Source organism: Pseudomonas sp. MBLB4123 (assembly GCF_051904775.1).
GTDB lineage: Bacteria > Pseudomonadota > Gammaproteobacteria > Pseudomonadales > Pseudomonadaceae > Aquipseudomonas > Aquipseudomonas benzenivorans_B.
Map to the genome: position 1 here is coordinate 346,336 of NZ_CP196711.1, position 25,194 is coordinate 371,529.

Genomic DNA, 25,194 nt, shown 5'->3' on the forward strand with positions numbered 1-25,194 from the left:
CCGGCGATGCGTATGAAGGGCGGAGCATGACACTGATACTCGGAATAGACCCCGGCTCGCGCATCACCGGCTATGGCGTGGTGCGCGATACCGGGCGCCGGTGCGAATACGTCGCCTCCGGCTGCATCCGCACCGGTGGCGGCGCCTTGCCCGAGCGCCTGCAGGCGGTGTTTCGCGGCGTGCGCGAGGTGATCGAGCGCTATGGGCCGGTGACCATGGGCATCGAACAGGTGTTCATGGCGCGCAACGCCGATTCTGCGCTGAAGCTCGGCCAGGCGCGGGGCGCGGCGATCCTCGCCGGCATCGAGGCGGGGCTGGAGGTGGCCGAGTACACCGCCACCCAGGTCAAGCAGGCGATCGCCGGAAGCGGCGGGGCGGACAAGGAGCAGGTGCAGATGATGGTCATGCACCTGCTCAAGTTGGTGCAGAAGCCGCAGATCGACGCCTCGGATGCCCTGGCCATCGCCCTCTGTCATGCCCACCACCGGCAGAGCCTGATCCCCCATGGCCTGTCCGGAGCCAAGCGGCGCAGCGGCCGCCTTCGTTTGTAACCTGACTCAAGGAAAAACTGCGGTGATCGGACGATTGCGCGGCACCCTGGCGGAGAAGCAGCCGCCCCATGTGATAGTGGATGTGAATGGCCTGGGCTACGAGCTGGAAGTGCCCATGACCACCCTGTACCGCTTGCCGTCGGTGGGCGAACCCTTGACCCTGCACACCCATCTGGTGGTGCGCGAGGATGCCCACCTGCTCTACGGCTTCTTCGAGAAGCGCGAGCGCGAGCTGTTTCGCGAACTGATTCGCCTCAGCGGCGTCGGGCCGAAACTGGCGTTGGCGCTGATGTCCGGCCTGGACGTCGACGAGCTGGTGCGCTGTGTGCAGGCCCAGGATACTTCGGCCCTGGTCAAGGTTCCGGGGGTCGGCAAGAAGACCGCCGAACGCCTGCTGCTGGAACTCAAGGGGCGCTTCAAGGCCTGGGAGGCCGTGCCGGGCATGACCGCCCTGGTGGTTGAACCTCGGGGCGCCGATGCAGTCTCAAGCGCGGAGAATGATGCGGTCAGCGCGCTGATCTCCCTGGGGTACAAGCCGCAGGAGGCCAGCCGCGCGGTCGCGGCCGTCAAGGCGGACGGCCTGAGTAGTGAGGATATGATCCGCCGTGCCCTCAAGGGCATGATTTGATGCGCAGCCACTCGCGTGCGGCCGCCAGTTGAAGCTCGTCGGCGGCCGAGTGCCGTGCCTTGCTTTGCCGCGCAATGGCGCCCAGTGTGGTCAGTTCCATGAGTTGGCGTGGCGGTCGCCGCCGCGCCCCAGCCTAACGCCCGAGACAGTTCCCTAGATGATAGAAGCAGATCGCCTGATCACCGCCAGCCCCCGTGACCGCGAGGAACAGGTCGATCGCGCCATTCGTCCGCTGAGGCTGGCCGAGTACATCGGCCAGCCGGGCGTGCGCGAGCAGATGGAGCTGTTTATCCAGGCCGCCAAGGGCAGGGCGGAGGCGCTCGATCACACCCTGATCTTCGGCCCGCCGGGGCTGGGCAAGACCACCCTGGCCAATATCATCGCCCAGGAAATGGGCGTGTCGATCAAGAGCACCTCCGGCCCGGTGCTCGAGCGGCCGGGCGATCTGGCGGCGCTGCTGACCAATCTGGAGCCGGGCGATGTGCTGTTCGTCGACGAGATTCATCGTCTGTCGCCCATAGTCGAAGAGGTGTTGTACCCGGCGATGGAGGACTTCCAGCTCGACATCATGATCGGCGAGGGGCCTGCGGCCCGTTCGATCAAGCTGGACCTGCCGCCCTTCACCCTGGTCGGCGCCACCACCCGCGCCGGCATGCTGACCAACCCGCTGCGCGACCGCTTCGGCATCGTCCAGCGCCTGGAGTTCTACGGCGTCGACGACCTGGCCACCATTGTCAGCCGTTCGGCGGGCATTCTCGGCCTGCCGACCGAGGCCCAGGGCGCCTTCGAGATCGCCCGTCGCGCCCGTGGCACGCCGCGCATCGCCAACCGTCTGCTGCGCCGCGTGCGCGATTTCGCCGAGGTGCGGGGCAGGGGGGAAATCTCCCGGCAGATCGCCGACCAGGCGCTGAACCTGCTGGATGTCGATGAGCGTGGTTTCGATCACCAGGACCGGCGCCTGCTGTTGACCATGATCGAGAAGTTCGATGGCGGCCCGGTGGGCGTCGACAACCTCGCAGCGGCGATAGGGGAGGAGCGACATACCATCGAGGATGTACTGGAGCCCTACCTGATCCAGCAGGGCTATATCATGCGCACGCCGCGGGGGCGGGTGGTGACTCGCCATGCTTACCTGCACTTCGGCCTCAATGCGCCCAAACGCATGGGGGAGGCGCCGGTGGCGGATTTATTCGAGGGTGACGGCGCATGAAAAAATACTTGCGGCACCCGATTGGCAAGAGCAGGAGCTGGCACTAGAGTATGCGCGCGCAAAACGGAGTTCAGCCGTTCGCCCATCGTTGTCGTGTTTACTACGAGGACACCGATGCCGGCGGCATCGTCTACTACGTCAATTACCTCAAGTTTATGGAACGGGCCCGCACCGAGCGGCTGCGCGACCTGGGCTTTGCCCAGTCGGCGCTGGCTGGTGAGGGCCTGTTGTTCGTCGTGCACTCGACCGAGGCGCGCTATCACGCGCCGGCGCGTCTGGATGACGAGCTGCTGGTGAGTGCCGACGTGATCGAGTTGAACCGTGCCAGCCTGCGTTTTCGTCAACGTGTCAGGCGGGCGGCGGACGATGTGCTGCTCTGCGAAGGGCAGTTTTTGGTGGCCTGTGTGCGTGCCGACAATTTGAAACCCCGGGCCATTCCCGAAAAGCTGCGAGCGGCCTTTGCCGAGTCGGGCGGCGCGGGTCCCTCTAGAGCAGGAGAGTAAGCGTGGAAGCCAATGCCGTTGACCACATGTCGATGTGGAGTCTGATCAGCAACGCCAGTCTGGTGGTGCAATTGGTGATGCTCACCCTGGTGGCCGCCTCGGTGACCTCATGGGTGATGATTTTCCAGCGCAGCACCCTGCTGCGTGCCGCCAAGGGCGCCCTGGACATGTTCGAGGAGCGCTTCTGGTCCGGCATCGACCTGTCCAAGCTGTATCGTCAGGCCGGCAGCAACCCGGACCCGGACTCGGGGCTGGAGCAGATCTTCCGTGCCGGCTTCAAGGAGTTCTCCCGCCTGCGCCAGCAACAGGGCGTCGATCCGGACGCAGTGATGGACGGCGTGTCGCGAGCCATGCGTGTGGCCATCTCGCGCGAGGAGGAGAAGCTCGAGCAGAGCCTGCCGTTCCTCGCCACCGTCGGCTCGACCAGCCCCTACATCGGCCTGTTCGGTACCGTGTGGGGCATCATGAATTCCTTCCGCGGCCTGGCCCAGGTGCAGCAGGCCACTCTGGCCACCGTCGCCCCGGGTATCGCCGAGGCGTTGATCGCCACGGCCATCGGCCTGTTCGCCGCGATTCCGGCGGTGATCGCCTACAACCGCTTCTCCGCCCGTGGCGAGATGCTGATCGGCCGCTACTACACCTTCGCCGACGAATTCCAGGCGATCCTGCACCGCAAGGTCCATGTCAACGACGACTAAGCCTTTGGCATTTACCGGATAGGTTTTTCAGTCATGGTCAGAATTCGCAACAGACGCAAGCCCGTCGCCGAGATGAATGTGGTGCCCTACATCGACGTGATGCTGGTGCTGCTGGTGATCTTCATGGTGACCGCGCCGATGCTCAACCAGGGGGTCAAGGTCGACCTGCCCAAGGTCAGCAGCGAGGTGCTGCCGCAGGACAACGATGCCCAGGTGCTGACCATCTCCATCAAGGCCGACAAGACCTACTACTGGAATATGGGTTCCGAGGTCGATGTCGACACCGTGCAGGAGCAGGCCTTGACCCTGGACGAGATGGTCCGGGCCGTGACCGCGATCCTCAATCAGAGTCGCAGTCAGGGCAAGCAGGTGCAGGTGTTGATGCGCGGCGACAAGGCCGTCGACTACGGTTCCGTGATGGCGGCGATGAGTGGCTTGCAGCAGGCCGACGTGGGTAACGTCGGGCTGATCACCGAGGCGCCCTGATGCAGCAGCGTGAGCGCTCTCCTTCGGAAAGTCTGTTCTGGCCGGTGGTGTGGGCCGTGGCGTTGCATGTGCTGATGTTCGCCATGCTGTTCGTCAGTTTCGCCTTCGCCCCGGACCTGCCGCCGGCCCGGCCGATCGTCCAGGCGACCCTGTACCAGCTGCAATCGCAGAGCCAGGCGACCACCCAGACCAACCAGAAAATCGCCGGCGAGGCGAAGAAGACGGCTGCGCCGCAATACGAAACCGAGCAGCTGGAGCAGAAGAAGGCCGAGCAGCAGAAGCAGGCGGCGGCCAAGGCGGCGGAACAAAAGAAGGCCGAGGAGGCTCGAAAGGCGGAAGCGGCGAAGAAGGCCGAGGCGGCCAAGGCGGCCGAGCAGAAGAAACTGGCCGATATCGCCAAGAAGAAGGCGGCCGAAGAAGCGGCGAAGAAGAAGGCCGCCGAGGACGCCAAGAAGAAGGCGGCGGAAGAGGCTAAGAAGAAAGCGGCCGAAGAGGCCAAGAAGAAAGCGGCAGCCGAGGCAGCGAAGAAGAAGGCCGCCGAGGACGCCAAGAAGAAGGCGGCCGAGCAGGCGCGCAAGGCGGTCGAGGACAAGAAGGCCGCGGCATTGGCCGAGTTGCTCTCCGATGACGTGCAGCACCAGCAGGCGCTGGCCGACACCCATGGCGACCAGGTCGCTGGTAGTCTCGACGACTTGATCGTCAGGCTGGTGAGCGAGCAATGGCGTCGTCCGCCATCGGCGCGTAACGGCATGAGCGTAGAAATACTGATCGAGATGCTGCCGGACGGCACCATCATCAACGCCAGCGTGACCCGCGCCAGTGGCGATGCGCCGTTCGACAGTTCGGCGGTGCAGGCGGTGCGTAACGTCGGCCGTATCAGCGAGATGCAACAACTCGATCGCGCGACCTTCGACCGGCTCTACCGGCAGCGGCGCGTGATCTTCAAACCGGAGGATTTAGGTCTGTGAACACCCTGATGCGTATCGTCCTGCTGGGCCTGGCCATGTTGGTCGGCGGCGTGCAGGCAGCTGACCCGCTGGTGATCACCAGCGGTACCGATCGGGCGACGCCGATCGCCGTGGTGCCCTTCGGCTGGCAGGGCGGCACCGTGCTGCCCGAGGACATCGCCGAGATCGTCGGCAACGACCTGCGTAATTCCGGCGTGTTCGAGCCGATTCCGCGGCAGAACATGATCAGCCTGCCGACCCAGGCCAGCGAGGTCATCTATCGCGACTGGAAGGCCCTCGGCGCGCAGTACGTGCTGGTCGGCAGCATGGTCCCCGCCGGCGGGCGTCTGCAGGTGCAGTTCGCCCTGTTCAACGTGGCCACCGAGCAGCAGGTGCTGACCGGCAGCGTCGGTGGCGGCACCGATCAGCTGCGCGACATGGCCCACCACATCGCCGACCTGGCGTTCGAGAAACTGACCGGGGTCAAGGGCGCGTTTTCCACGCGCATGCTCTATGTCACCGCCGAGCGTTTCGGGGTCAACAATACCCGCTACACCCTGCAGCGCTCGGACTACGACGGTGCCCGTGCGGTGACGCTGCTGCAATCGCGCGAGCCGATCCTCTCGCCGTCGTTCGCGCCGGATGGCCGCCGCATCGCCTACGTGTCCTTCGAGCAGAAGCGTCCGCGCATCTTCGTCCAGCACATCGATACCGGTCGTCGCGAGCAGATCACCAATTTCGAGGGGCTCAACGGCGCGCCTGCCTGGTCGCCGGACGGCAGCCGCCTGGCCTTCGTGCTGTCGCGCGACGGCAATCCGGAGATCTATGTCATGGACATGGGCTCGCGCCAGCTGCGCCGGGTGACCAACCACTATGCGATCGATACCGAGCCGTTCTGGGGCAAGGATGGGCAGACCGTCTACTTCACCTCGGATCGTGCCGGCAAACCACAGATATATAAAACCAACATCGCCAGCGGTGCGGTGGATCGGGTGACCTTCGTCGGCAACTACAACGCCAACCCGAAGCTCTCCGCCGACGAGAAGACCCTGGTGATGATCCATCGCCAGGATGGTTTTACCGTGTTCAAAGTAGCGGCCATGGATCTGGTTCGCGGTGGGGCTCCACGCATCCTTTCTGACACCAGTTTGGATGAGTCCCCCACTGTTGCGCCTAATGGCACCATGCTAATCTACGCCACCCGCCAGCAGGGTCGGGGAGTCTTGATGTTAGCGTCCATCAACGGGCGCGTGAGGCTCCCTCTTCCTACCGCTCAAGGCGAAGTTCGAGAGCCTTCCTGGTCCCCCTACCTGAACTGATGCGGTGTTGTTGTACCTTTAAACTTTTTGCTTAACACACTGGGGTTACATGATGGAAATGCTGAAATTCGGCAAGTTTGCTGCTCTGAGCCTGGCTCTCGCCGTGGCCGTTGGTTGTTCTTCCAAGGGCGGCGACGCTGCTGGCGAAGGTGCAGTAGACCCGAACGCGGGCTACGGTGCTAACACTGGCGCCGTAGATGGCAGCCTGAGCGAAGAAGCCGCTCTGCGCGCTATCACCACCTTCTACTTCGAGTACGACAGCTCCGACCTGAAGCCGGAAGCCATGCGCGCTCTGGACGTTCACGCCAAGGACCTGAAAGGCAACGGCGCTCGCGTCGTGCTGGAAGGCCATGCCGACGAGCGCGGTACCCGCGAATACAACATGGCTCTGGGCGAGCGTCGTGCCAAGGCCGTTCAGCGCTACATGGTGCTGCAGGGCGTTTCCCCGGCTCAGCTGGAGCTGGTTTCCTACGGCGAAGAGCGTGCCGTTGCCACCGGCAACGACGAGCAGTCCTGGGCCCAGAACCGTCGCGTCGAACTGCGTAAGTAATTCGCCATGCGTAGCTGCCGCCGTGCTGTAACCGTTTTGGCGCTCGCCCTGCCGCTCGCGGCCTGGGCCGAGGTTCCCGTGGTGGATAACGATGCCGCTTACGGCAGCAGTTATCCGCCGGCCGGTTACGGCACGTCCGGCGCCTACGTCGGGGGAGGGGCGGAAGCCCCTGCCTCGGCGCAGGGCATGATGTTCACCCAGCTGCAACAGATGCAGCAGGAGATCGCGCAACTGCGCGGGCTGCTCGAGGAGCAGCAGTATGAAATCCAGCGTTTGAAAAAGGAGAGCCTGGAGCGCTACCAGGACCTCGATCGACGCTTGAGTGGTGGTGCGGCCGGAGCTGCGCCTGCCCAGAATCCTTCACCCGACGGCGCACCAGCTGCCGGCGGTGTTTCTCAGTCCCCTATCGGTCAGGCGCCTGCCGCCAGTGGCCCGGCCGATCCGGAGAAGGAAAAGCTGTTCTATGACGCTGCCTTCGACCTGATCAAGGCCAAGGACTTCGACAAGGCCAGCCAGGCCTTCGGCGCCTTCCTGCGCAAGTACCCGAACAGCCAATACGCCGGCAACGCCCAGTATTGGTTGGGTGAGGTCAACCTGGCCAAGGGCGACCTGCAGGGCGCCGGCCAGGCCTTCGCCCGGGTCAGTCAGGCCTATCCTCAGCATGCCAAGGTGCCGGACTCCCTGTTCAAGCTCGCCGATGTCGAGCAGCGCCTGGGCAACACGGACAAGGCCAAGGGCATACTCCAGCAGATCATCGCCCGGTATCCGGGCAGCTCGGCCGCGCAGCTGGCCCAGCGGGATCTGCAGCGTCTGCCCTAGAAGTTGAATCGCCGTTCAAGAAAACCCGCGCCTGGCGCGGGTTTTTTCGTTAGAATCGGCGCCCCCTTTCCCGCAACGGAGGCGGATGGCCTGTCTAGCCGTCACGCCCGTGGCTGATATGCAAGAAACCCTGCGAATTACCGAGATTTTCTACTCGCTGCAGGGGGAGACGCGCACCGCCGGCTTGCCGACCGTGTTCGTACGCCTGACCGGCTGTCCCCTGCGCTGCCAGTACTGCGACACCGCCTATGCCTTCAGTGGCGGCGAAATCATGAGCCTCGAGGTCATCCTCGGGCAGATCGCCGGCTATAAGCCGCGCTACATCTGTGTGACCGGCGGCGAACCGCTGGCGCAACCCAACTGCATTCCTCTGCTCGAGCGCCTGTGTGACGCCGGCTACGAGGTGTCCCTGGAGACCAGCGGGGCGCTGGATGTGTCGGCGGTCGACCCGCGGGTCAGCAAGGTGCTCGATCTCAAGACCCCGGGGTCGGCGGAGGTGACGCGCAATCGCTACGAGAATATCGAGTGGCTGACGCGTAATGACCAGGTCAAGTTCGTCATCTGCAGTCGCGAAGACTACGACTGGGCGGTGTCCAAGCTGATCCAGTATCGCCTGCCCGAGCGCGCCGGCGAGGTACTGTTCTCGCCCAGTCATCATGAGCTGGATGCCCGTTCCTTGGCCGACTGGATAGTGGCCGACAACCTGCCGGTGCGCCTGCAGATGCAGCTGCACAAGATTCTCTGGAACGACGAGCCCGGCCACTGAGGGCGCGGTGCAGTCGCTATTCGCTGACAACGAGGAGTACTCCATGAGCGAGAAAAGAGCGGTCATCCTGCTGTCTGGCGGCCTGGATTCGGCCACCGTGGTGGCCCTGGCCAAGGCCCAGGGCTACGCCTGCTACAGCATGAGCTTCGATTATGGCCAGCGCCACCGTGCCGAGCTGCAGGCGGCCGAGCGGGTCGCCCGGCAGCTGGGTGTGGTCGAGCACAAGGTGATCGGCCTCAATCTCGACGGCATCGGCGGCTCGGCCCTGACCGACAGCCGCATCGAGGTGCCTGAGGCGCCTACCGAAGGCATCCCGGTCACCTATGTGCCGGCGCGCAATACGGTTTTCCTCTCCCTGGCCCTGGGCTGGGCCGAGGTGCTGGGCGCGCGGGACATCTTCATCGGCGTCAATGCAGTGGACTATTCCGGTTATCCGGATTGCCGTCCCGAGTTCGTCGAGGCCTTCGAGCGCATGGCCAATCTGGCGACCAAGGCCGGTGTCGAAGGGCAGGGCTTCCGCATCCAGGCGCCGCTGCAGAACATGAGCAAGGCCGAGATCGTCCAGGCGGGTCTGCGCCACGGCGTGGATTATGCCCTCACCGTGTCCTGCTATCAGGCCGACGAAGATGGCCGCGCCTGTGGCAAGTGCGACAGCTGCCGCCTGCGTGCGGCGGGCTTCGTCGGCGCCGGGGTCGCCGATCCGACCCGTTATTTCTAAAATAGTTTTCGTGGGGTGTTGTTTTTCTGAATTAAATCAGTATTATACGCCTCGCGTTGGGTCGTTAGCTCAGTTGGTAGAGCAGTTGGCTTTTAACCAATTGGTCGTAGGTTCGAATCCTACACGACCCACCAACCTCCTTCCTCGCTTCACCCGTTTTCCCTCTCGTGTCCCGTCCTGTCTGCACTCGCATCTTGCTTCGGCGGGTATACTGGAATTCCGCTCTGAATAGACTTGCACAGGGCCCGATGACATGACGCAGATTTCCGAACGCCTCCTGGTTCAAGCGCATCTCGACGCCAAGCAGCCCAAGCCGCTGACGGCCGAGCAGGAAGCCTTCTATCGCAGCGAGATCGCCGCCGAGCTGAAGAAGCAGAACGCCGTGCTGGTCGCGCATTACTACTGCGATCCGGTACTCCAGGCACTGGCCGAGGAGACCGGCGGTTGCGTCTCCGACTCCCTGGAGATGGCCCGTTTCGGCAATCAGCACTCGGCGCAGACCGTGCTGGTGGCCGGGGTCAAGTTCATGGGCGAGACGGCGAAGATCCTCAACCCGGAGAAGCGCGTGCTGATGCCGACGCTGGAGGCCACCTGCTCCCTGGACCTGGGCTGCCCGGTGGACGAGTTCGCCGCCTTCTGCGATCAACACCCGCAGCGCACCGTGGTGGTCTACGCCAATACCTCGGCGGCGGTGAAGGCGCGCGCGGACTGGGTGGTGACCTCGAGCTGTGCGGTGGAGATAGTCGAGCACCTGATGGACAACGGCGAAAGCATCATCTGGGCGCCGGACCAGCACCTGGGTCGCTACATCCAGAACAAGACCGGCGCCGACATGCTGCTGTGGGACGGTGCCTGCATCGTCCACGAGGAGTTCAAGGCCAAGCAGCTGGAAGACATGAAGGCGCTGTATCCGGATGCGGCGGTGCTGGTGCACCCCGAGTCGCCGACTGCGGTGATCGACCTGGCCGATGCGGTGGGCTCCACCAGCCAGCTGATCAAGGCGGCGCAGACCCTGCCGAACAAGACCTTCATCGTCGCCACCGACCGCGGCATCTTCTACAAGATGCAGCAGCTGTGTCCGGACAAGGCGTTCGTCGAGGCGCCCACTGCCGGCAACGGCGCGACCTGTCGCAGCTGCGCCCACTGCCCGTGGATGGCGATGAACACGCTGGAGCGCACCCTGGCCTGCCTGCGCGAGGGCAGCAACGAGATTCTCGTCGACCCGGCGCTGATTCCGCGGGCGATCAAGCCGCTCAAGCGCATGCTGGACTTCACCCAGGCGGCGCGCCTGAAGCTGGCCGGAAACGCCTGACGGCCATTCGCTGGTCATGAAAAAGCCCGGATTTTCCGGGCTTTTTGCTGTTTGCCGGGGGTAACGGCTAGCGCAGCATCTGTTCGATCATGCGCTGGTCTTCCATCAGCTCGCGTTGCCGCGCGTCGATGCGCGAGGCCAGCTGGAAGTTGTTGCTGGCGCGGCGTTTGGCGAAGTCGAGCTGTTCGATCGCCTGGTCGAAGTCGCCGACCAGGGCGAAGAACTCGGCGCGGGCCTGGTGCAGGCCGATGGTGTTGCCGCTGAGGCCGCGGACTTCGGCGACCAGGTACCAGATGTCCGGGTCCTTCGGGCGGCTCTTGAGTAGCTCGTCGAGGGCGTGTTCGGCATCCTGGACGCGGCCCTGTTTCATCAACAGGTCGACTCGCGCCTGCTGCAGGGGGTAGTTGTTCGGATACAGGGCGCGCAGCCGCTCGAGGCGGCTCTGGGCTTCGGCGAGTTGGCCCGAGGCCATGTCCAGCTCGATCTGGGCAAGGTTGTAGGTCGTGTCGTTCGGGGCCTTCTGCAGCAGCGGCTGCAGGCTCTCGCGGGCCTGTTTGTGCTGGCCGCTCTTGATCTGTGCCAGGGCCAGGCCGTAGCGCGCGGCGTCGAGCTTGGGGTTCTCCTCGAGCATGCCGCGAAAACGTTTGGCGGCCAGACCCGGGGTGTCCTCGTAGATCAGGCTCACCCGGGCGCGCATCAACTGGTAGCGCAGGCTATCCAGGTTGCCACCGGCGGCGTACTGCTCGGCGCGGTTGCGGGTGTCGGCGATGCGCGACTCGGAAACCGGGTGGGTCAGGAGGAATTCCGGTGGCTTGCGGTCGTAGCGGTACTGGCGCATCAGACGTTCGAACATGCTGGGCATGGCGCGGGGGTCGAACCCGGCCTTCTCCAGGTTGACCAGGCCGATGCGGTCGGCCTCCTGCTCGTTCTGCCGGGAGAAGCGCCGCTGTTCCTGGATCGCCGCCGCCTGGGTCGAGGCGATGGTGGCGATGCCGACGTCGCCGGCCCCGGCCGCAGCCGCGACTATGCCGGCGAGCATCGCCGCCAGCACCGGCACCTGCATGCGCTGTTGGGCCTCCAGGCCGCGGGCGAAGTGGCGTTGCGACAGGTGCGCCAGTTCGTGGGCCATGACCGAGGCGTACTCGGCCTCGGTCTGGGCATAGAGGAACAGTCCGCCGTTGACTCCGATGATGCCGCCGGGCGCGGCGAAGGCGTTGATCTGCGGGCTGTCGAGCAGGACGAACTCCAGGCGCCGGTCCTGTAGCTGGCTGGTCTCGCTCAGGCGGTAGACACTGCTCTCCACGAAGTCCTTGAGCTGCGGGTCGGACAGCTGGCTGACCTGGCCGCGCAGCAGGCCCAGCCAGGCCCTTCCGAGCTGATGTTCCTGCTGGGGGGAGACCAGGGCCGAGCTGGCATCGCCGAGCGACGGCAGGTCGCTGGCCGTGGCGGGCAGGGCGAGCAGGCAGGCGAGCGTCAACAGGGTGGGGCGCAGAAGATTCATGCACGGGGCTCTTGGCGGACAAAGCCGATACTGTAGCCGCGCAGGCGCTCGCCTGGCCAGGGTTGTGCGGCCTTGGGTATCCTAGGGGCTTATTTCGGAGGGTTGCATGAACGATACGCCAGAATGGCTCGAGGGTTACGATGCGCAACTGGATGCCAGCGGCCTGAGCTGCCCGTTGCCGCTGCTCAAGGCCAAGTTGGAGCTCAATCGTCTGGCCAGTGGCGCGGTGCTCAAGGTCATCGCCACGGATGCCGGTTCGCAGCGCGACTTCCGTGCCTTCGCCACGCTCGCCGGGCACAGCCTGTTGCGCGAGGAAGTGCAAGACGGCGTCTATCGCTACTGGTTGCGTAAAGCCTGACGCAACGTCTGTGCAGGTGCTTTCGATCTAAGGACACTCTGAAAAACACTTCCCGAATCTGGTGAAATACGTCGATCCCGCCCCGCGAGTTTTTCCATGAAACAGATGACCTTCGCCGACGCCGAGTATGCCGGTAAGCGCAAGCAGACCCGCAAGGAGCTGTTCCTGATCGAGATGGATCAGGTGGTGCCGTGGAAGGGGTTGATTGCCCTGATCGAGCCGCACTACCCCAAAGGCGAAGGTGGTCGCCCGGCGTACCCGCTGATGGCGATGCTGCGTGTGCACTTGATGCAGAACTGGTTTGGCTACAGCGATCCGGCGATGGAGGAAGCGCTGTACGAGACCACCATCCTGCGCCAGTTTGCCGGGCTGAACCTGGAGCGCATTCCCGACGAAACCACCATCCTCAACTTCCGCCGTCTGCTGGAGAAACACGAGTTGGCGGCAGGGATACTGGCGGTGATCAATGGCTACCTGGGTGACCGCGGCCTGTCGCTTCGTCAGGGCACCATCGTCGATGCGACGCTGATCCATGCGCCCAGTTCGACCAAGAACCAGGACGGTAAGCGTGACCCGGAGATGCACCAAACCAAGAAAGGCAACCAATACTACTTCGGCGCGAAAGCGCACATCGGCGCCGACGAAGAGTCGGGTCTGGTGCATAGCGTGGTGATGACCGCCGCCAATGTCGCGGATATCACCCAGGTCGACAAACTGCTGCACGGCGAAGAAAACGTGGTGTGCGCCGACGCCGGTTATACCGGAGTGGAAAAGCGCCCTGAGCATGAAGGTCGCCAAGTCATCTGGCAGATCGCGGCTCGGCGCAGCACCTACAAGAAGCATGGCAAGCGCAGTGCCTTGTACAAAGCGTTCCGCAAGATCGAGAAAGCCAAGGCCCAGGTGCGGGCGAAGGTCGAGCATCCATTCCGAGTGATCAAGCGGCAGTTCGGCTACACCAAGGTGCGCTTCCGCGGACTGGCCAAGAATGCCGCGCACATGGTGACGCTGTTTGCCCTGTCGAATCTGTGGATGGCCCGCCGACATTTGTTGGCCAGCGCAGGAGAGGTGCACCTGTAATGCGGAAAATGGCCGTCGCGAGCTGCTCACGACGGCTGAGAACACAGAAATGAGCGGGTGATCCGATCATTTTTGATCGGCTCGCCTCTTTCAAAATCGGCAGTGGCTGAAGTCAGCCAGAAATACTGGGCTACTTCAGACCATCCCTAAGGAATTCTGATGGTTAAGGTGTTACGCGACTGGCTGCACCGCTACTTCTCCGATGAGCAGGCCGTGGTGTTGGCGGTGCTGTTGATCCTCGGTTTCGCGGTGATTCTGACCCTGGGGGGGATGCTCGCACCGGTGCTCACCGGGCTGGTGTTGGCGTTCCTGATGCAGGGGCTGGTCAACGCCCTGGAGCGCTTGCGCCTGCCGCAGCTGGCGGCGGTGTGGCTGGTGTTCGCCCTGTTCATGAGTCTGCTCGGGCTGTTCCTGCTGGTGTTGATGCCGCTGCTGTGGCGGCAGCTGAGCAATCTGTTCAATGAGTTGCCGCGGATGCTGGGCGAGTGGCAGGCGCTGTTCCTGCTGCTGCCCGAGCGCTATCCCAACCTGATCAGCGATGCCCAGGTGCTGCAATTGATCGAGACGGTGCGTGGCGAGCTGGGCCAGTTCGGCCAGTGGGCGCTGTCGTTCTCCCTGGCCAGCCTGCCGCTGCTGATCGGTATCATGGTCTACGTGGTGCTGGTGCCTATCCTGGTGTTCTTCTTCCTCAAGGATCGCCAGGTGATCGGCGCCTGGTTGCGTGGTTACCTGCCGCGCGAGCGCGCGCTGATCACCCAGGTGGCGCAGGAGATGAACCAGCAGATCGCCAACTACATCCGCGGCAAGTTCATCGAGATCCTCATCTGCGGCGGGGTCACCTACGTCGCCTTCGCGGCGCTGGGACTCAACTATGCGGCGCTGCTGGCGTTGGCGGTGGGCCTGTCGGTGGTGGTGCCCTATATCGGCGCCGTGGTGGTGACCGTGCCGGTGGCGTTGATCGCCCTGTTCCAGTGGGGGCTTAGCGATCAGTTCCTCTACCTGATGGTGGTCTACGGGGTGATCCAGGCGCTGGACGGCAACGTGCTGGTGCCGCTGCTGTTCTCCGAGGCGGTCAACCTGCACCCGGTGGCGATCATCTGCGCGGTGCTGCTGTTCGGCGGCCTGTGGGGATTCTGGGGGGTGTTCTTCGCCATCCCCCTGGCTACCTTGTTCAAGGCGGTGCTCAGCGCCTGGCCGCGGCGCGAGCCGCAGGTCGCCGGCGAATAAATGAAAAAGGCCGCATCGAGCGGCCTTTTTCTGCGGTGGGCGACTACCCCTGATTCAGGGTCTGGGCCGCGGCGAGCACGGCATCGACATGGCCGGGCACCTTCACCCCGCGCCACTCCTGGCGCAGCACGCCATTGCGGTCGATCAGGAAGGTGCTGCGGTCGACGCCCAGGTACTCCTTGCCGTAGAGTTTCTTCAGCTTGATTACCTGGAACAGCTGGCAGAGGGTCTCGTCCTTGTCCGAGATCAGCTCGAACGGGAAGCCCTGCTTGGCCTTGAAGTTCTCGTGGGACTTCAGGCCGTCGCGGGATACGCCGAAGACCAGGGTGTTGGCCGCCTGGAAGGCCGGGTACTGATCGCGGAAGCCCTGGCCTTCGGTGGTGCAGCCGGGGGTGCTGTCCTTCGGGTAGAAGTAGAGCACCACCTGCTGGCCCTTGAGGGCGGACAGCTGGACCTGCTGGCCGCTGGTGGCCTGGGCCTGGAAGTCGGGAACGGCGTGGTCGAGGGTGACGGCCATGGTCGGGCTCCTTATGGATTCTGCGGGCGCCAGGGTTCGATCAGGGCGTCGAGGTTCAGGGCGTCGGCGAAGTCGAGGAACTGGTCGCGCAGCCAGCTGATCTGGGTGCCGGCCGGCAGGGTCACGGTCAGAGTGGCATTGAGCATGGTGCCGCCGGTCTGCGGTGCCTGGTAGGTGTCGCAGGTGAGGTTTTCCAGCTCGACGTGGTGATCGATGAAGAACTGGCACAGCTCGTTGAGGATGTCCGGACGGTACACCGAACTGACATAGGCCACATAGGGCAGGGCCTGGGGGCGATTGTCCGCGGCGCCGCTGCGGATCAGGTTGACCGAGAAGGCGTGCTTCTTGGCCAGCGCGGGCAGGCTCGACTCCAGGCGCGCGAGGGCGTCCCAGTTGCCGGAGACCTGCAGGACCAGGGCGCTGAACTCGCCGTGGCGGCTCAGGCGGGTGCTGACCACGGCGCAGCGGCTCTCATGGCTGGCGCGGCACAGCACGTTGGTCAGCTCCATGGCGTTGGGGCCGAGTGCACTGATGACGAGAAATTGTTCGCGAACTGGGGGGGTGGACATGCAGCCTTCCTAAAACGATGAGCGCTCGGCGCCGCAGACGCGGTGCCGGACAAAGCCGGAAGGGTAGCGAAAAGCGCCGCCCAGGGGAATGCTCGGGGCTTGGGCGAGGCATGGAATTTCCGTGGTCTGCGCCGAGCGGTCGCTTGCCGCCCGGCCTTGTCCTTCGCTTGTGCAAGGCAGGTGGCGCCAGTACCATTACGGCTCTCTTTTTCCAGCAGGAGCGGTTGCATGATTGCGGGCAGTATGGTGGCACTGGTCACGCCCATGGATGCACAGGGCAATCTCGATTGGGACAGCCTGAGCAAACTTGTGGATTTCCACCTGCAAGAAGGCACCAACGCCATCGTCGCGGTCGGCACCACGGGTGAGTCCGCGACGCTGGAAGTGACCGAGCATATCGAGGCGATCCGCCGTGTGGTGGACCAGGTCGCCGGGCGCATCCCGGTGATCGCCGGCACCGGCGGCAACTCCACCCGCGAGTCGGTCGAGCTGACCCGCGCGGCCAAGGACGTCGGCGCCGACGCCTGCCTGCTGGTGACCCCTTACTACAACAAGCCGACCCAGGAAGGCCTGTACCAGCATTTTCGTCACATCGCCGAGGCCGTGGCGATTCCGCAGATCCTCTACAACGTGCCGGGGCGCACCGCCTGCGACATGCTGCCGGAGACCGTCGAGCGCCTGGCGAAGATCGACAACATCATCGGCATCAAGGAAGCCACCGGCGATCTGCAGCGCGGCCAGGAAGTGCTGGACCGGGTGAGCAAGGACTTCCTGGTCTACTCCGGCGACGACGCCACCGCGGTCGAGCTGATGCTGATGGGCGGCAAGGGCAACATCTCGGTGACCGCCAACGTCGCGCCGCGCGCCATGAGCGACCTGTGCGCGGCGGCCATGCGCGGCGATGCGGCGCTGGCGCGCACCATCAACGACCGCCTGATGCCGCTGCACAAGGCCCTGTTCATCGAGTCCAACCCGATTCCGGTGAAGTGGGCCCTGCACGAGATGGGCATGATGCCGGAAGGCATCCGCCTGCCGCTGACCTGGCTCAGTCCGCGCTGTCATGAAACGCTGCGGCAGGCCCTGCGCCAGTCCGGCGTACTGGTTTAATCGAGGAAATACTACGCATGAAGCGACTGGCCGGACTCTCTGCACTTGCCCTGATCGTCTCCAGCACCAGCGGTTGTGGCTGGTTGTGGGGCGAAGATGGTTATTTCCGCGATCGTGGCAGCGACTACCTCGCGGCGCGGCAAACCGCGCCCATGCAGTTGCCGGCGAATGTCGAGGCCAAGCGCCTCGATCCTTTGTTGCCGGTGCCGCAGCAGGTGGCGAGCAGCACGGCGCAGGGCGAGTTCGAGGTGCCGCGGCCGCAGTCCCTGGCCGTGCGTGGCGAGATCAGCGAGTACAGCCTGCAGAAGAGCGGCGAGTCGCGCTGGCTGGTGGCTCAGCGCGTGCCGGCGGAAGTCTGGCCGGTGGCTCGCCAGTTCTTCGCCGACAACGGCTTTCGCATCGCCGAAGAGCGTCCGCAGACCGGTGAGTTCAGCACCGATTGGCAGCGCGTCGATGAGTTGAACGGTGCTCTGGCTCGCCGCCTGAGCAATCGCCTCTCCGGTTCGGCGGCAGGCGCCGAGACCCGTGTACGGGTCCGCATCGAGCCGGGCGTGCAGCGCAATACCAGTGAGATTTTCGTGGTCAGTGCCGAGCGCCCGGCAGGTAGCGGCGCCGACGTGGCCTTCACCAGTCGCAGCGCCAACCCGGGCCTGGATGGTGCGCTACTCGACGAAATGCTGGCGAGCCTGGCGCGCAGCGCCGAGCAGGGCGGTTCGGTATCGCTGCTGGCGGCGCGCGACTTCGATGCGCCGAGCCGAGTCAGCCTGTCGGAAGACGGCAACGGCAACCCGGTGCTGAACCTCGGCGCCGACTTCGATCGCGCCTGGTCCGGCGTCGGTCGCTCCCTGGAGCTGGCCGATGTGCGTATCGACGACCTCAATCGCAGCCTCGGCGTGTACTACATCAACCTGGCCGAGGGCGCGAAGAAGCCGGACGAAAAGCCAGGCTTCTTCGGTTCGCTGTTTGGTGGCGAGCCGGACAAGGAAGAAATCGAGGCCCGCGCCGAGCGCTATCAGGTACGCCTGAGCCCGGTCGGCGACAGTGTCCAGGTCACCGTGGAGAAGGACCTCAACACCCTGGCACCGGCCGATGTCGCGCGGCGGGTACTGGCGCTGATCCAGGAAAACCTCGGCTAGACCCCGAGCCACTGGGCCGGCCGCAGGTGCGGCGCGGCCGAAAGCCAATAGGCGAAACCCACGGGTTTCGCCTGTTTCGTTTGCTAAAGGCGGAAACTCCGATATGACCACTCCTGCGACCCTGAGCCTGAAGAAGATCTACTCGGGCAAAGTCCGCGATCTCTACGAAATCGATGACCAGCGCATGCTGATGGTGGCCACCGACCGGCTCTCGGCGTTCGACGTGATTCTCGCCGAGCCGATCCCGGACAAGGGCAAGATCCTCACCGCGATCTCCAACTTCTGGTTCGACAAGTTGGCCGACATGGTGCCCAATCACTTCACCGGCGACAGGGTCGAGGACGTGGTGCCGGCCGCCGAGTTGCCACTGGTGGAGGGGCGCGCAGTAGTCGCCAAGCGGCTCAAGCCGGTCGCGGTCGAAGCGATTGTGCGAGGCTACATCGTCGGTTCGGGTTGGAAGGAATACCAGCACAGCGGCACCGTCTGCGGCATCCAACTGCCGACCGGCCTGCGCGAGGCGGCCAAGCTGCCGCAGCCAATCTTCACGCCTTCGACCAAGGCCGCGGTCGGCGACCACGACGAGAACATCTCCTTCGAACAGTGCGAGGCGATCATCGGCGCCGATCTCGCCGCCCGGGTGCGTGACACCGCCATCGCCCTGTACAGCGCCGCCGTCGAGTATGCCGCGACCCGCGGCATCATCATCGCCGATACCAAGTTCGAGTTCGGCCTGGACCAGGACGGCACCCTGACCCTGATGGACGAGGTGCTGACCCCCGACTCCAGCCGCTTCTGGCCGGCCGACAGCTACGAGGAAGGACGGAATCCGCCGAGCTTCGACAAGCAGTTCGTGCGCGACTGGCTGGAGTCCACCGGCTGGAACAAGCAGCCGCCGGCACCGCCCGTACCGGCCGAGGTGGCCCAGAAGACCGCCGACAAGTACCGCGAGGCCTTGACCCGTCTGACCGCATGAGCGGCCGTGCTTCGCACATGAAAGAGGCGCCTGGGCGCCTCTTTTCTTTTGCCGGCCGGTTGCTTCCGCTTCCGTTCGCCGTGTTTTGCGCCAGTCAGGTCGACTAGACTTCGCAAGCATCTGAAACTGTGTGAAAAAATCGCTCAGTGGGCTTCGCCAAAGGCGCATGTGCTGTTATCATGCGCGCCGCCATGGGAAGATGCCGGAGTGGCCGAACGGGACGGATTCGAAATCCGTTGTATCAGCGATGGTACCTAGGGTTCAAATCCCTATCTTCCCGCCATATCGCAAGACGAAAGCCCCTGCATTTCCTAGAGAAATCAGGGGCTTTCGTGTTTCTGGGGCGTGGCGTTCTCGAGGGTGTATCCGGCAGACGGCTCATTCCAAGGCGTGCGCCGGCACAGGCTAGCTTGGGCTTCTGCGGAGAGCTTTCCATGCTCAGGGGGGCTATCGTCCTCTGTCGGCTCTGTCGGCTCTGTCGGCTCTGTTGGTGCAGTGGGCCGAGGTTCTGTTACGAGCCCTCCGCCGCTGCGTTGCCAGGTGGTGGACGGCTCCATGAGCGCCCAACGAGGGACAGCCTCAAGCCTTCTGAGGATCGGGCCCTGGGTGGACAGCGGTTATTTGCGTCGCCAGCTACCCTGCCATTGGATGTACTGACCAGGCGGGGTTTTCTCTATGGCCTTCTGGCCGGCTATGGCTTCTACGTCACTGAGCTTGATGCCGTTCTCGTTGGCCAGTTTCTGGTATTCGGCGCGTCGGGCCTGGTTGATCAGGCGGGCGATTTCCGCGGCCTGGCCGCCTGGTTGCACCACGCCGAGATAGCCGTTGGGCATCTCGCCGAGCTGGCCGCTGGCCTTGGCGGGGCCGAGGGCGGACATGGCTTCGTTGAGGTTAAGGGCCAGGGCCGGCAGGCTCAGGCTGAGCAGCAGTAGCAGGCTGGCGATGCGTCTAGGCAGGGTCATGGCAGTGCTCCTCAAAACAGTCCGCTGGACTCGCTGAACATGTCGTCCAGGGCCTTGTCCACCTTGATGTAGATTTCGTGTTCGATCTTCACGTTGAGGTTGATGTTGATTGGCTCGGTGGGCATCGCCAGCTGCACCGTCGGGGTACAGGCTGCGCTCAGCAGGCCCATGAACAGGACGGCAAAACAGCGCTGCAAGCGCATGGCGTGTTCTCCTTAAGGCTCTTTCGGAGCGTTTGCGGCGCGGCGTTCCAGCATGCGCTGCTGCACCCTCCGCCTGATTATTTCGTTCACCTTATCGGTCAATTGCAGGCTGGCCAAGAGGGTGGGGAGGTCTTCCTCCAGGTTGATGTTGAAGTGTATCGGCCGGCCTTGTTCGATCGCCGGGTTCTGCCCCTCCAGGCGCATGGTCAGGAGCAGTTTGCCTTGGGGATCATAGTCGACCCGGCTGTGTAGGGTGGTGAAGCGGAAATCCTCCAGGGACTGGGTGACCAGCTGCATGGCGGGGTTGCTGCGGCCCAGCGCCTGCATGCGCTCCGAGCGTAACTGCAGGTGACCGCCGGGCGCGCGCGCGGCCAATTGGCCCCGGGAGATCTGGATGCCGGACGGGCCGAGGCGCAGCGGCAGTTGGCCGTCGAGCACTCCGCTGCCGGCCAGGCCCTCGGCCGGGTAGAGGGTAAACAGTCGCTCCAGGCGCAGGCCGCGCAGTTCCAGAGGCAGCAGCAGGCTGTCCTGACTCAGGTTCCATTGTCCTGGCAGCAGTCGGACGTTGCCGCCGAGCAGGCCGCTCTCGGCCCGGCGCAGCTGCAGGGTGCCTTGCTTCACTTGGGTGATAGGCGCGCGGTAGTGGCCGCGCAGCAGCAGCGGGCCGAGGGGGATGCCTGGGTCCGCCTCGGCCAGGCGCAGTTCGGCCAGTTCCACGCTCAGCTCGCCGTGATCGAGCCGAACCTGGGCGTGAGCATCCAGGCCGCTGAGGGCGGTTCGGTCATAGAGGCCGGAGAGGCCCTTGCCGGTCAGCTCGAGCCGAACGAGGGGCGAGTCGTGGCCGGGGCGCTGAGTCAAGCTGGCCGTAGCGCTCAGTCGGCCCTTGTTCAACTCGAGTAGCGCCGGCCAGGCCTCCAGGGTCTTGGCCAGGGGATTGCCGGCGCGCAGGAACAGCTCCGGCAACCGGGCGTGGGCGTGCAGGCCGCGGGCATCGTCGTATCGCAGCTGGAGGGGCAGCCTGAGGCCGACATCCGCCGCTACCTGGCCGTCGAGTTCGAGTCGCTCCTCGGTCGCTTTCAGCCGGCCTTCCCAGCGCCAGCCCTGGGGGTGCAGTGCGGCATGGCTGAGGCGCCGGGCGGTCAGCGTACTGGTTCCCTCCAGGCGCCAGTCCCGTATGGCGTCGTCCGACAGTTGTGCATTCAGCTGCAGGTCGCTCAGGTCGGCGCTTAAGCGCTCCAGGCGCAGATCGGGGCCGCTCAGTGTAGCGACGCGTAGTAGGGACTCCGGCCCCAGGTCCAGGCTCAGCCGCTGCCTATCCAGATAGGCGGCGAAATGCAGCGTGGCCGCCACCTGGTGCGCCGTCCAGTCGCCCAGGGACAGGTTCGGGCTGCTGGTTGCGAATTGAGCCTCTGAGAGCTGCAGTGCCCAGGGCGGCGCGTTGGCCAGTGCCAGTCTGCCGCGCAGCTCGAATGGGGTCGGCCCCTTGCCGCGCAGGTCGATGGTCAGGGGCAGGGCACGCCCGGCGAGAGTGTCCGGCAGCTCGCCCGAGTCTGGGCTGGCGGCGATGCGCAGTTGAAGCGAGTCGCTGCGCAAGGCCTGGGGTAGATCGCGTTGCCAGTCGTTGAATGGTTGCTGCAGGGTCAGCTCGGCGGTCAGCTGCTCGGCGAGCCATTGGCCTTGGCGGCTGCGCAGCGCCAGGCTGAAGTCGCCCTGTAGCTGGCCGATGCCGGGGATGGGCCAGGGTTCGGGGAGTGTGCCGCTGGCCTCCAGGTGGCCGCTGGCCTGGCGCAGGTGTTTGAGGTTCGGCGCGCCGGGCGTCAGCTGCAGCTGCAGCTGCCAGCTTGCCGATAATGCTGCGTTGCGCGGCGTCTCGGGGGGCTGGGTGCCTGGAGTAAAGATCCAGTCGTCGAGCCAGTCGCGCAATGCGGCGGCTTCGCCGAGTGTTGGGGCCGACAGTTCTCCGCGCCAGAGCATGCCATCGGCATCGTCTTGTAGGCTGCTGCGCAGCTCCAGTTGGGGGCGGCTGTTTATTGCCAGTGCCAGCCGTGCCTCCAGGGCATCGGCTTCGCTGCGCAGCTGTGTGCGCCAGGCCAGGCGGTTGCCGGCATCGAGGAGGGTGAGCTGCAGGTTCAGCAGCGTCTGGGAGCGGCCGAGTTGCAACGCTTCGCCGCGCAGGGTGCAGCGGCCCTTGGCGCAGGGCAGTTCGGCGGTGAGCTGGTCGACCCGCAGGCTGTGCGGCACCAGGGGCAGGGCGTTGGCGAGCCGCTGCAGATCCAGCGACGGCTCGGCGGAGGCTGGGGGCTGGGGCCCGGGCCGCCAATCCAGGGCCAGCCGGCTGACCTCGATCTGCTGCCAGAAGGGGGCGGCGCTGCCGAACTCTTGCCAACCCAGGCGTATGTGCTCGGCTTGCATGCGCAGCTCGCCTGCCGGTCCCTGTTGATGCAGGTCGAGGTGGGCCAGGTGCAGACCGTCCTGACTCAGGCTGGGGCCTCGCCAGTCGAGTCGTTGGATGTGGTGGCGTTCGAGCAGCTGCATCCAGCTGGCATAGCCGTAGCCGCCGAGCAGCGCCAGGACTAGCGGCAGGCAGGTGAGTCGCAGCCAGAGGCGCCGGCTGGGCATTGGGCTGGGTCCGTGGCGGGAATGGTTCCCGGACGTTAACCCATGGGCTCCGGGCTGCCAATCCTGCCGTGGTCTCATTTGTGATTTTGCATCATATAGTAGTAGGATTGATGCAAACAGGCGATGAGGCGGTGGATCATGAGCGCACTAGTTCGACCGGTTGCCGACGCCGATGCGGTGTTGGCCAAGGCCCTGCTCAATACCCGTGAGCAGCTGGGGCTGACGCAGCAGGAATTGGCCGACATCGTCGGCGTGCACCGCACGGCGATCAGCCGTTGGGCAGACACGGGCCTGCGTCCGCAAAGCAAGAGCGGCGAGTTGGCGCTCTTGTTGATCCGCGTTTATCGCGCCCTGTTCGCCCTGTTTGGCGGCAATCTGCAGGATATGCGGCATTTCCTGCGTACCGACAACCGTCACCTGGCCGGCGTGCCGCTGGAGTTGATGGGGCGGGTGCAGGGGTTGGTGCACGTGGTGGAGTATCTGGACGCGATTCGCGGCAAAGTCTGACTCGAGGGTGGCGCCTCCCATACGGCCGGGCTTCGCTGCGGCAACGGACTCGCTGGGCCGCAGATAACCAAGAATAAGGAAGAGCCGCCATGGACATCTGGCATGAGTGCCGCGGGACCGAGCAGATCGCCCCCCTGAGGGGACGGCTGGTGCGATTGGTCGAGAGTCAGGAACAGGTCGCCACTGTGCAACTGGTGGATACCCTGGCCGAGCAGGCGCTGCTCGAGGCGCTGCTGGAAACCAGCAAGCCGCCGTTGCCGCAGGAGGTCGAGCCCCTGCATTACCTGCTGAAAACCCCCTTCCGCTATCCGCCCTTGCGCTGGGGCTCGCGCTTCGGCACGCGCCGGGAACCCAGTCTGTTCTATGCGGCGCTGCGCCTGGAAACGGCGATGGCGGAGGCGGCCTACTACCGCTTCGTGCTGTGGGACGGCATGGCCAGCGCTCCGCCCAGTGGGCGCGTGCTGTCCGAGCATTCCTCGTTCGAGGCGCGTTATCAGGCCGAGCGCGGCATACGCTTGCAGCGAACACCGTTCAGCCAGTTCCAGCCCGAGCTGTGTCATCCGAGCGACTATCGACACTGCCAGGCCTTGGGCGCGAGCATGCGCGCGGCCGGGGTCGCGGCTTTCGAGTACCGCTCGGCACGCTGCCCCCTCGGCGGCAGTAACGTCGCGCTGTACAGCCCTCAGGCGCTGGCGGAGAAGCGTCCGCGCAACCTGTTGCCCTGGCTGTGCGAAACCACGGCCGCCTATGTGGCCTTCAAGAGTGCTCAGGCGCCCGACACGCCGCGGCTGTTCCAGCTGACGGACTACCTGATCGACGGCCGCTTGCCCCTGCCGGCCTGAGGGCATGGCGTGCCGTGCACCGGCTTGGCGCAGGCCTGCGGCTATTTATCGCAGAGGCTGTCGTTCGTGCAGCTGAGCCCTCGTCTATTGCAGGGGCCATGGGGCCGTGGATCGGGCGCGACAGCGGCTCCAGGCCGTGGGTGAGCGCGCTCCTCCGGGCGCCTGCGCGCAGAGCAATCTTGCCCCGGAAACGCTCTGAAACGGGGCATCCACGGCCCTCGGCGCAAGACTTGTGCACAATGGCGCAGCCTCTTGTCAAGCCAGAATTAATGTTCGATGTAAACCCTTGATTCTTCGTAGTGATTTCATAAGTCAATGAAAAATATGATTTTTTTGGCTTGGTGAAAAAATCGTCAGTTTGACTCGAGGCCTTATGCCATAGGCGATAGGGGCGCTTGCGCCCATGTTGTCCACTGAGTTATCCACAGGTTCTGTGGATTGTCGGCGGCAGCGGCTCTAGAACGTCGGAGTGGGTGCTTGGCAAGACTTTACCTCGCGCTAAAAAAGAGTAGAGTGCGCGCCTTTCCCGCTGCCACCGCCGCTGTTCCCTTATGTCCCGCGCTCTGCCTCGCTTGCCCGTCGAAACCCCTTCCCCCCGTCCGCGCTTGCCGCTGCGTGTCGCCCTGTGGCTGCTGGACAACCCCCGTCTGGGCCATGCCCGCAGCGTCAAGCGTTTCGCCGGGCATCTGCTCAAGCAGCCGGCCCGCGAGGGCGTGGTGCAGGCGCAGAGCCGCCTGGGGCAGATGCTCTGTCGGGATTGCGGCAACACCCGCGACCGCCGCATCGGCCTGGAGCTGTTGCGCCAGGCGGCGCGTGCCGGAGATCGCCGGGCGCAACTGGAGCTGGGCCGGTTCTATAGTCTGCCGCGCAATCACGAGCCGCAGCAGGCCCGGCACTGGCTGGAGCTGGCCGCGACGCAGGGCTCCCATGAAGCCAGGCGCCTGTTGAACGGCCTCTGATCCGCGCCTGACCGCCCAAGGTACGGCTGGTTATACTGCCCGGCAGTCTTGCTCGGAGCCGTCTATGCCCATCGATCTGCCCTCAATGCTGCCGGCCCTGCTGCTCGGCATGGCGACTGCCGCCGTGCCC

The 25,194-nt window shown here is 64.8% G+C and carries 27 protein-coding genes, 2 tRNA genes and 1 pseudogene; 24 read left to right on the plus strand and 6 right to left on the minus strand.

The genetic code is table 11. The features are described 5' to 3' along the window. Positions 1–26: 26 nt before the first annotated feature. From ruvC to nadA, 14 genes and pseudogenes are all read left to right on the plus strand, one after another. Positions 27–551, plus strand: a complete 525-nt coding sequence (gene ruvC / locus ACSX1C_RS01700; RefSeq protein WP_439887964.1) for a crossover junction endodeoxyribonuclease RuvC — start codon at positions 27–29, stop codon at positions 549–551. Between the two features lie 22 nt (positions 552–573). Next, positions 574–1,179 carry a Holliday junction branch migration protein RuvA gene (ruvA, locus tag ACSX1C_RS01705; RefSeq protein WP_439887965.1) on the plus strand — a complete coding sequence of 202 codons (606 nt, stop codon included), beginning with the start codon at positions 574–576 and terminating at the stop codon, positions 1,177–1,179. A gap of 157 nt (positions 1,180–1,336) precedes the next feature. Further along, positions 1,337–2,389 (plus strand): Holliday junction branch migration DNA helicase RuvB, encoded by a 1,053-nt coding sequence (gene ruvB / locus ACSX1C_RS01710; RefSeq protein ID WP_439887966.1) that lies wholly within the window; start codon positions 1,337–1,339, stop codon positions 2,387–2,389. A 50-nt stretch (positions 2,390–2,439) separates the two neighbouring features. Next, positions 2,440–2,914, plus strand: a pseudogene (gene ybgC, locus ACSX1C_RS01715) (tol-pal system-associated acyl-CoA thioesterase). Next, on the plus strand, positions 2,895–3,590 hold the full coding sequence (gene tolQ, locus ACSX1C_RS01720) for a protein TolQ (protein WP_318642642.1): 696 nt from the start codon (positions 2,895–2,897) through the stop codon (positions 3,588–3,590). Before ybgC ends, tolQ begins: the two are co-directional and overlap by 20 nt. Positions 3,591–3,623: 33 nt before the next feature. Further along, positions 3,624–4,076, plus strand: a complete 453-nt coding sequence (gene tolR / locus ACSX1C_RS01725; protein ID WP_318642639.1) for a protein TolR — start codon at positions 3,624–3,626, stop codon at positions 4,074–4,076. Continuing rightward, positions 4,073–5,044: a cell envelope integrity protein TolA gene (gene tolA / locus ACSX1C_RS01730; protein ID WP_439889466.1), complete on the plus strand. Its 972-nt coding sequence runs from the start codon at positions 4,073–4,075 to the stop codon at positions 5,042–5,044. The genes tolR and tolA overlap by 4 nt, the downstream gene beginning before the upstream one ends. Then, positions 5,041–6,342, plus strand: a complete 1,302-nt coding sequence (gene tolB / locus ACSX1C_RS01735) for a Tol-Pal system beta propeller repeat protein TolB (protein WP_439887967.1) — start codon at positions 5,041–5,043, stop codon at positions 6,340–6,342. The genes tolA and tolB overlap by 4 nt, the downstream gene beginning before the upstream one ends. Positions 6,343–6,394: 52 nt before the next feature. Beyond that, complete coding sequence (gene pal / locus ACSX1C_RS01740; protein ID WP_213640704.1) at positions 6,395–6,892, plus strand: peptidoglycan-associated lipoprotein Pal; 498 nt, start codon at positions 6,395–6,397, stop codon at positions 6,890–6,892. A 6-nt stretch (positions 6,893–6,898) separates the two neighbouring features. Further along, the gene (gene ybgF, locus ACSX1C_RS01745; protein WP_439887968.1) at positions 6,899–7,711 is read left to right on the plus strand and encodes a tol-pal system protein YbgF; all 813 of its coding nucleotides are present in this window, start codon (positions 6,899–6,901) and stop codon (positions 7,709–7,711) included. A gap of 118 nt (positions 7,712–7,829) precedes the next feature. Next, positions 7,830–8,477: a 7-carboxy-7-deazaguanine synthase QueE gene (queE, locus tag ACSX1C_RS01750; RefSeq protein ID WP_439887969.1), complete on the plus strand. Its 648-nt coding sequence runs from the start codon at positions 7,830–7,832 to the stop codon at positions 8,475–8,477. Between the two features lie 43 nt (positions 8,478–8,520). Beyond that, positions 8,521–9,195 carry a 7-cyano-7-deazaguanine synthase QueC gene (queC, locus tag ACSX1C_RS01755; protein ID WP_439887970.1) on the plus strand — a complete coding sequence of 225 codons (675 nt, stop codon included), beginning with the start codon at positions 8,521–8,523 and terminating at the stop codon, positions 9,193–9,195. Between the two features lie 58 nt (positions 9,196–9,253). Continuing rightward, positions 9,254–9,329: transfer RNA gene (locus ACSX1C_RS01760), tRNA-Lys, on the plus strand. A gap of 119 nt (positions 9,330–9,448) precedes the next feature. Further along, the gene (gene nadA / locus ACSX1C_RS01765; RefSeq protein WP_439887971.1) at positions 9,449–10,507 is read left to right on the plus strand and encodes a quinolinate synthase NadA; all 1,059 of its coding nucleotides are present in this window, start codon (positions 9,449–9,451) and stop codon (positions 10,505–10,507) included. Positions 10,508–10,574: 67 nt separating this feature from the next. On the opposite strand, the gene ACSX1C_RS01770 is transcribed toward nadA, so the two are convergent. Beyond that, positions 10,575–12,008 carry a M48 family metalloprotease gene (locus ACSX1C_RS01770; protein WP_439887972.1) on the minus strand — a complete coding sequence of 478 codons (1,434 nt, stop codon included), beginning with the start codon at positions 12,006–12,008 and terminating at the stop codon, positions 10,575–10,577. Between the two features lie 106 nt (positions 12,009–12,114). Here ACSX1C_RS01770 and ACSX1C_RS01775 point away from each other — a divergent pair, with 106 nt between their 5' ends. The 3 genes from ACSX1C_RS01775 to ACSX1C_RS01785 all read left to right on the plus strand — a co-directional run bounded on the left by ACSX1C_RS01775 (position 12,115) and on the right by ACSX1C_RS01785 (position 14,670). Continuing rightward, on the plus strand, positions 12,115–12,366 hold the full coding sequence (locus ACSX1C_RS01775) for a sulfurtransferase TusA family protein (protein ID WP_318642622.1): 252 nt from the start codon (positions 12,115–12,117) through the stop codon (positions 12,364–12,366). Positions 12,367–12,462: 96 nt separating this feature from the next. Continuing rightward, complete coding sequence (locus ACSX1C_RS01780; protein ID WP_439887973.1) at positions 12,463–13,443, plus strand: IS5 family transposase; 981 nt, start codon at positions 12,463–12,465, stop codon at positions 13,441–13,443. Positions 13,444–13,602: 159 nt separating this feature from the next. After that, complete coding sequence (locus ACSX1C_RS01785) at positions 13,603–14,670, plus strand: AI-2E family transporter (RefSeq protein ID WP_439887974.1); 1,068 nt, start codon at positions 13,603–13,605, stop codon at positions 14,668–14,670. 43 nt (positions 14,671–14,713) lie between these two features. On the opposite strand, the gene ACSX1C_RS01790 is transcribed toward ACSX1C_RS01785, so the two are convergent. After that, the gene (locus tag ACSX1C_RS01790) at positions 14,714–15,187 is read right to left on the minus strand and encodes a peroxiredoxin (protein ID WP_439887975.1); all 474 of its coding nucleotides are present in this window, start codon (positions 15,185–15,187) and stop codon (positions 14,714–14,716) included. Positions 15,188–15,198: 11 nt separating this feature from the next. Then, a complete protein-coding gene (locus ACSX1C_RS01795; protein WP_439887976.1) occupies positions 15,199–15,756 on the minus strand; it encodes a glycine cleavage system protein R in 558 nt (185 codons plus the stop codon). A gap of 228 nt (positions 15,757–15,984) precedes the next feature. On the opposite strand from ACSX1C_RS01795, the gene dapA reads away from it, so the two are divergent. The 4 genes from dapA to ACSX1C_RS01815 all read left to right on the plus strand — a co-directional run bounded on the left by dapA (position 15,985) and on the right by ACSX1C_RS01815 (position 19,255). After that, positions 15,985–16,863 (plus strand): 4-hydroxy-tetrahydrodipicolinate synthase, encoded by an 879-nt coding sequence (gene dapA, locus ACSX1C_RS01800; protein WP_439887977.1) that lies wholly within the window; start codon positions 15,985–15,987, stop codon positions 16,861–16,863. Positions 16,864–16,880: 17 nt separating this feature from the next. Then, positions 16,881–17,999, plus strand: coding sequence for an outer membrane protein assembly factor BamC (bamC, locus tag ACSX1C_RS01805; RefSeq protein ID WP_439887978.1), 1,119 nt, complete (start codon positions 16,881–16,883; stop codon positions 17,997–17,999). A gap of 103 nt (positions 18,000–18,102) precedes the next feature. Then, on the plus strand, positions 18,103–18,972 hold the full coding sequence (locus ACSX1C_RS01810) for a phosphoribosylaminoimidazolesuccinocarboxamide synthase (protein ID WP_439887979.1): 870 nt from the start codon (positions 18,103–18,105) through the stop codon (positions 18,970–18,972). Positions 18,973–19,165: 193 nt separating this feature from the next. Continuing rightward, positions 19,166–19,255: transfer RNA gene (locus ACSX1C_RS01815), tRNA-Ser, on the plus strand. A gap of 334 nt (positions 19,256–19,589) precedes the next feature. On the opposite strand, the gene ACSX1C_RS01820 is transcribed toward ACSX1C_RS01815, so the two are convergent. The 3 genes from ACSX1C_RS01820 to ACSX1C_RS01830 are packed head-to-tail and all read right to left on the minus strand — an operon-like array spanning position 19,590 to position 22,756. Then, entirely contained in the window at positions 19,590–19,934 is a 345-nt protein-coding gene (locus tag ACSX1C_RS01820) for a YdbL family protein (RefSeq protein WP_369958983.1), read from the minus strand. Between the two features lie 11 nt (positions 19,935–19,945). Beyond that, positions 19,946–20,137 carry a YnbE family lipoprotein gene (locus tag ACSX1C_RS01825; RefSeq protein ID WP_318642514.1) on the minus strand — a complete coding sequence of 64 codons (192 nt, stop codon included), beginning with the start codon at positions 20,135–20,137 and terminating at the stop codon, positions 19,946–19,948. A gap of 12 nt (positions 20,138–20,149) precedes the next feature. Continuing rightward, the gene (locus tag ACSX1C_RS01830) at positions 20,150–22,756 is read right to left on the minus strand and encodes an intermembrane phospholipid transport protein YdbH family protein (RefSeq protein WP_439887980.1); all 2,607 of its coding nucleotides are present in this window, start codon (positions 22,754–22,756) and stop codon (positions 20,150–20,152) included. 138 nt (positions 22,757–22,894) lie between these two features. On the opposite strand from ACSX1C_RS01830, the gene ACSX1C_RS01835 reads away from it, so the two are divergent. The 3 genes from ACSX1C_RS01835 (at position 22,895) to ACSX1C_RS01845 (ending at position 25,064) form a co-directional block, all read left to right on the plus strand. Beyond that, entirely contained in the window at positions 22,895–23,263 is a 369-nt protein-coding gene (locus ACSX1C_RS01835; RefSeq protein WP_318642509.1) for an antitoxin Xre/MbcA/ParS toxin-binding domain-containing protein, read from the plus strand. An 89-nt stretch (positions 23,264–23,352) separates the two neighbouring features. After that, positions 23,353–24,105, plus strand: coding sequence for an RES family NAD+ phosphorylase (locus ACSX1C_RS01840; RefSeq protein ID WP_439887981.1), 753 nt, complete (start codon positions 23,353–23,355; stop codon positions 24,103–24,105). Positions 24,106–24,656: 551 nt separating this feature from the next. Next, positions 24,657–25,064, plus strand: a complete 408-nt coding sequence (locus ACSX1C_RS01845; RefSeq protein ID WP_439887982.1) for a tetratricopeptide repeat protein — start codon at positions 24,657–24,659, stop codon at positions 25,062–25,064. Positions 25,065–25,194 lie beyond the last annotated feature (130 nt).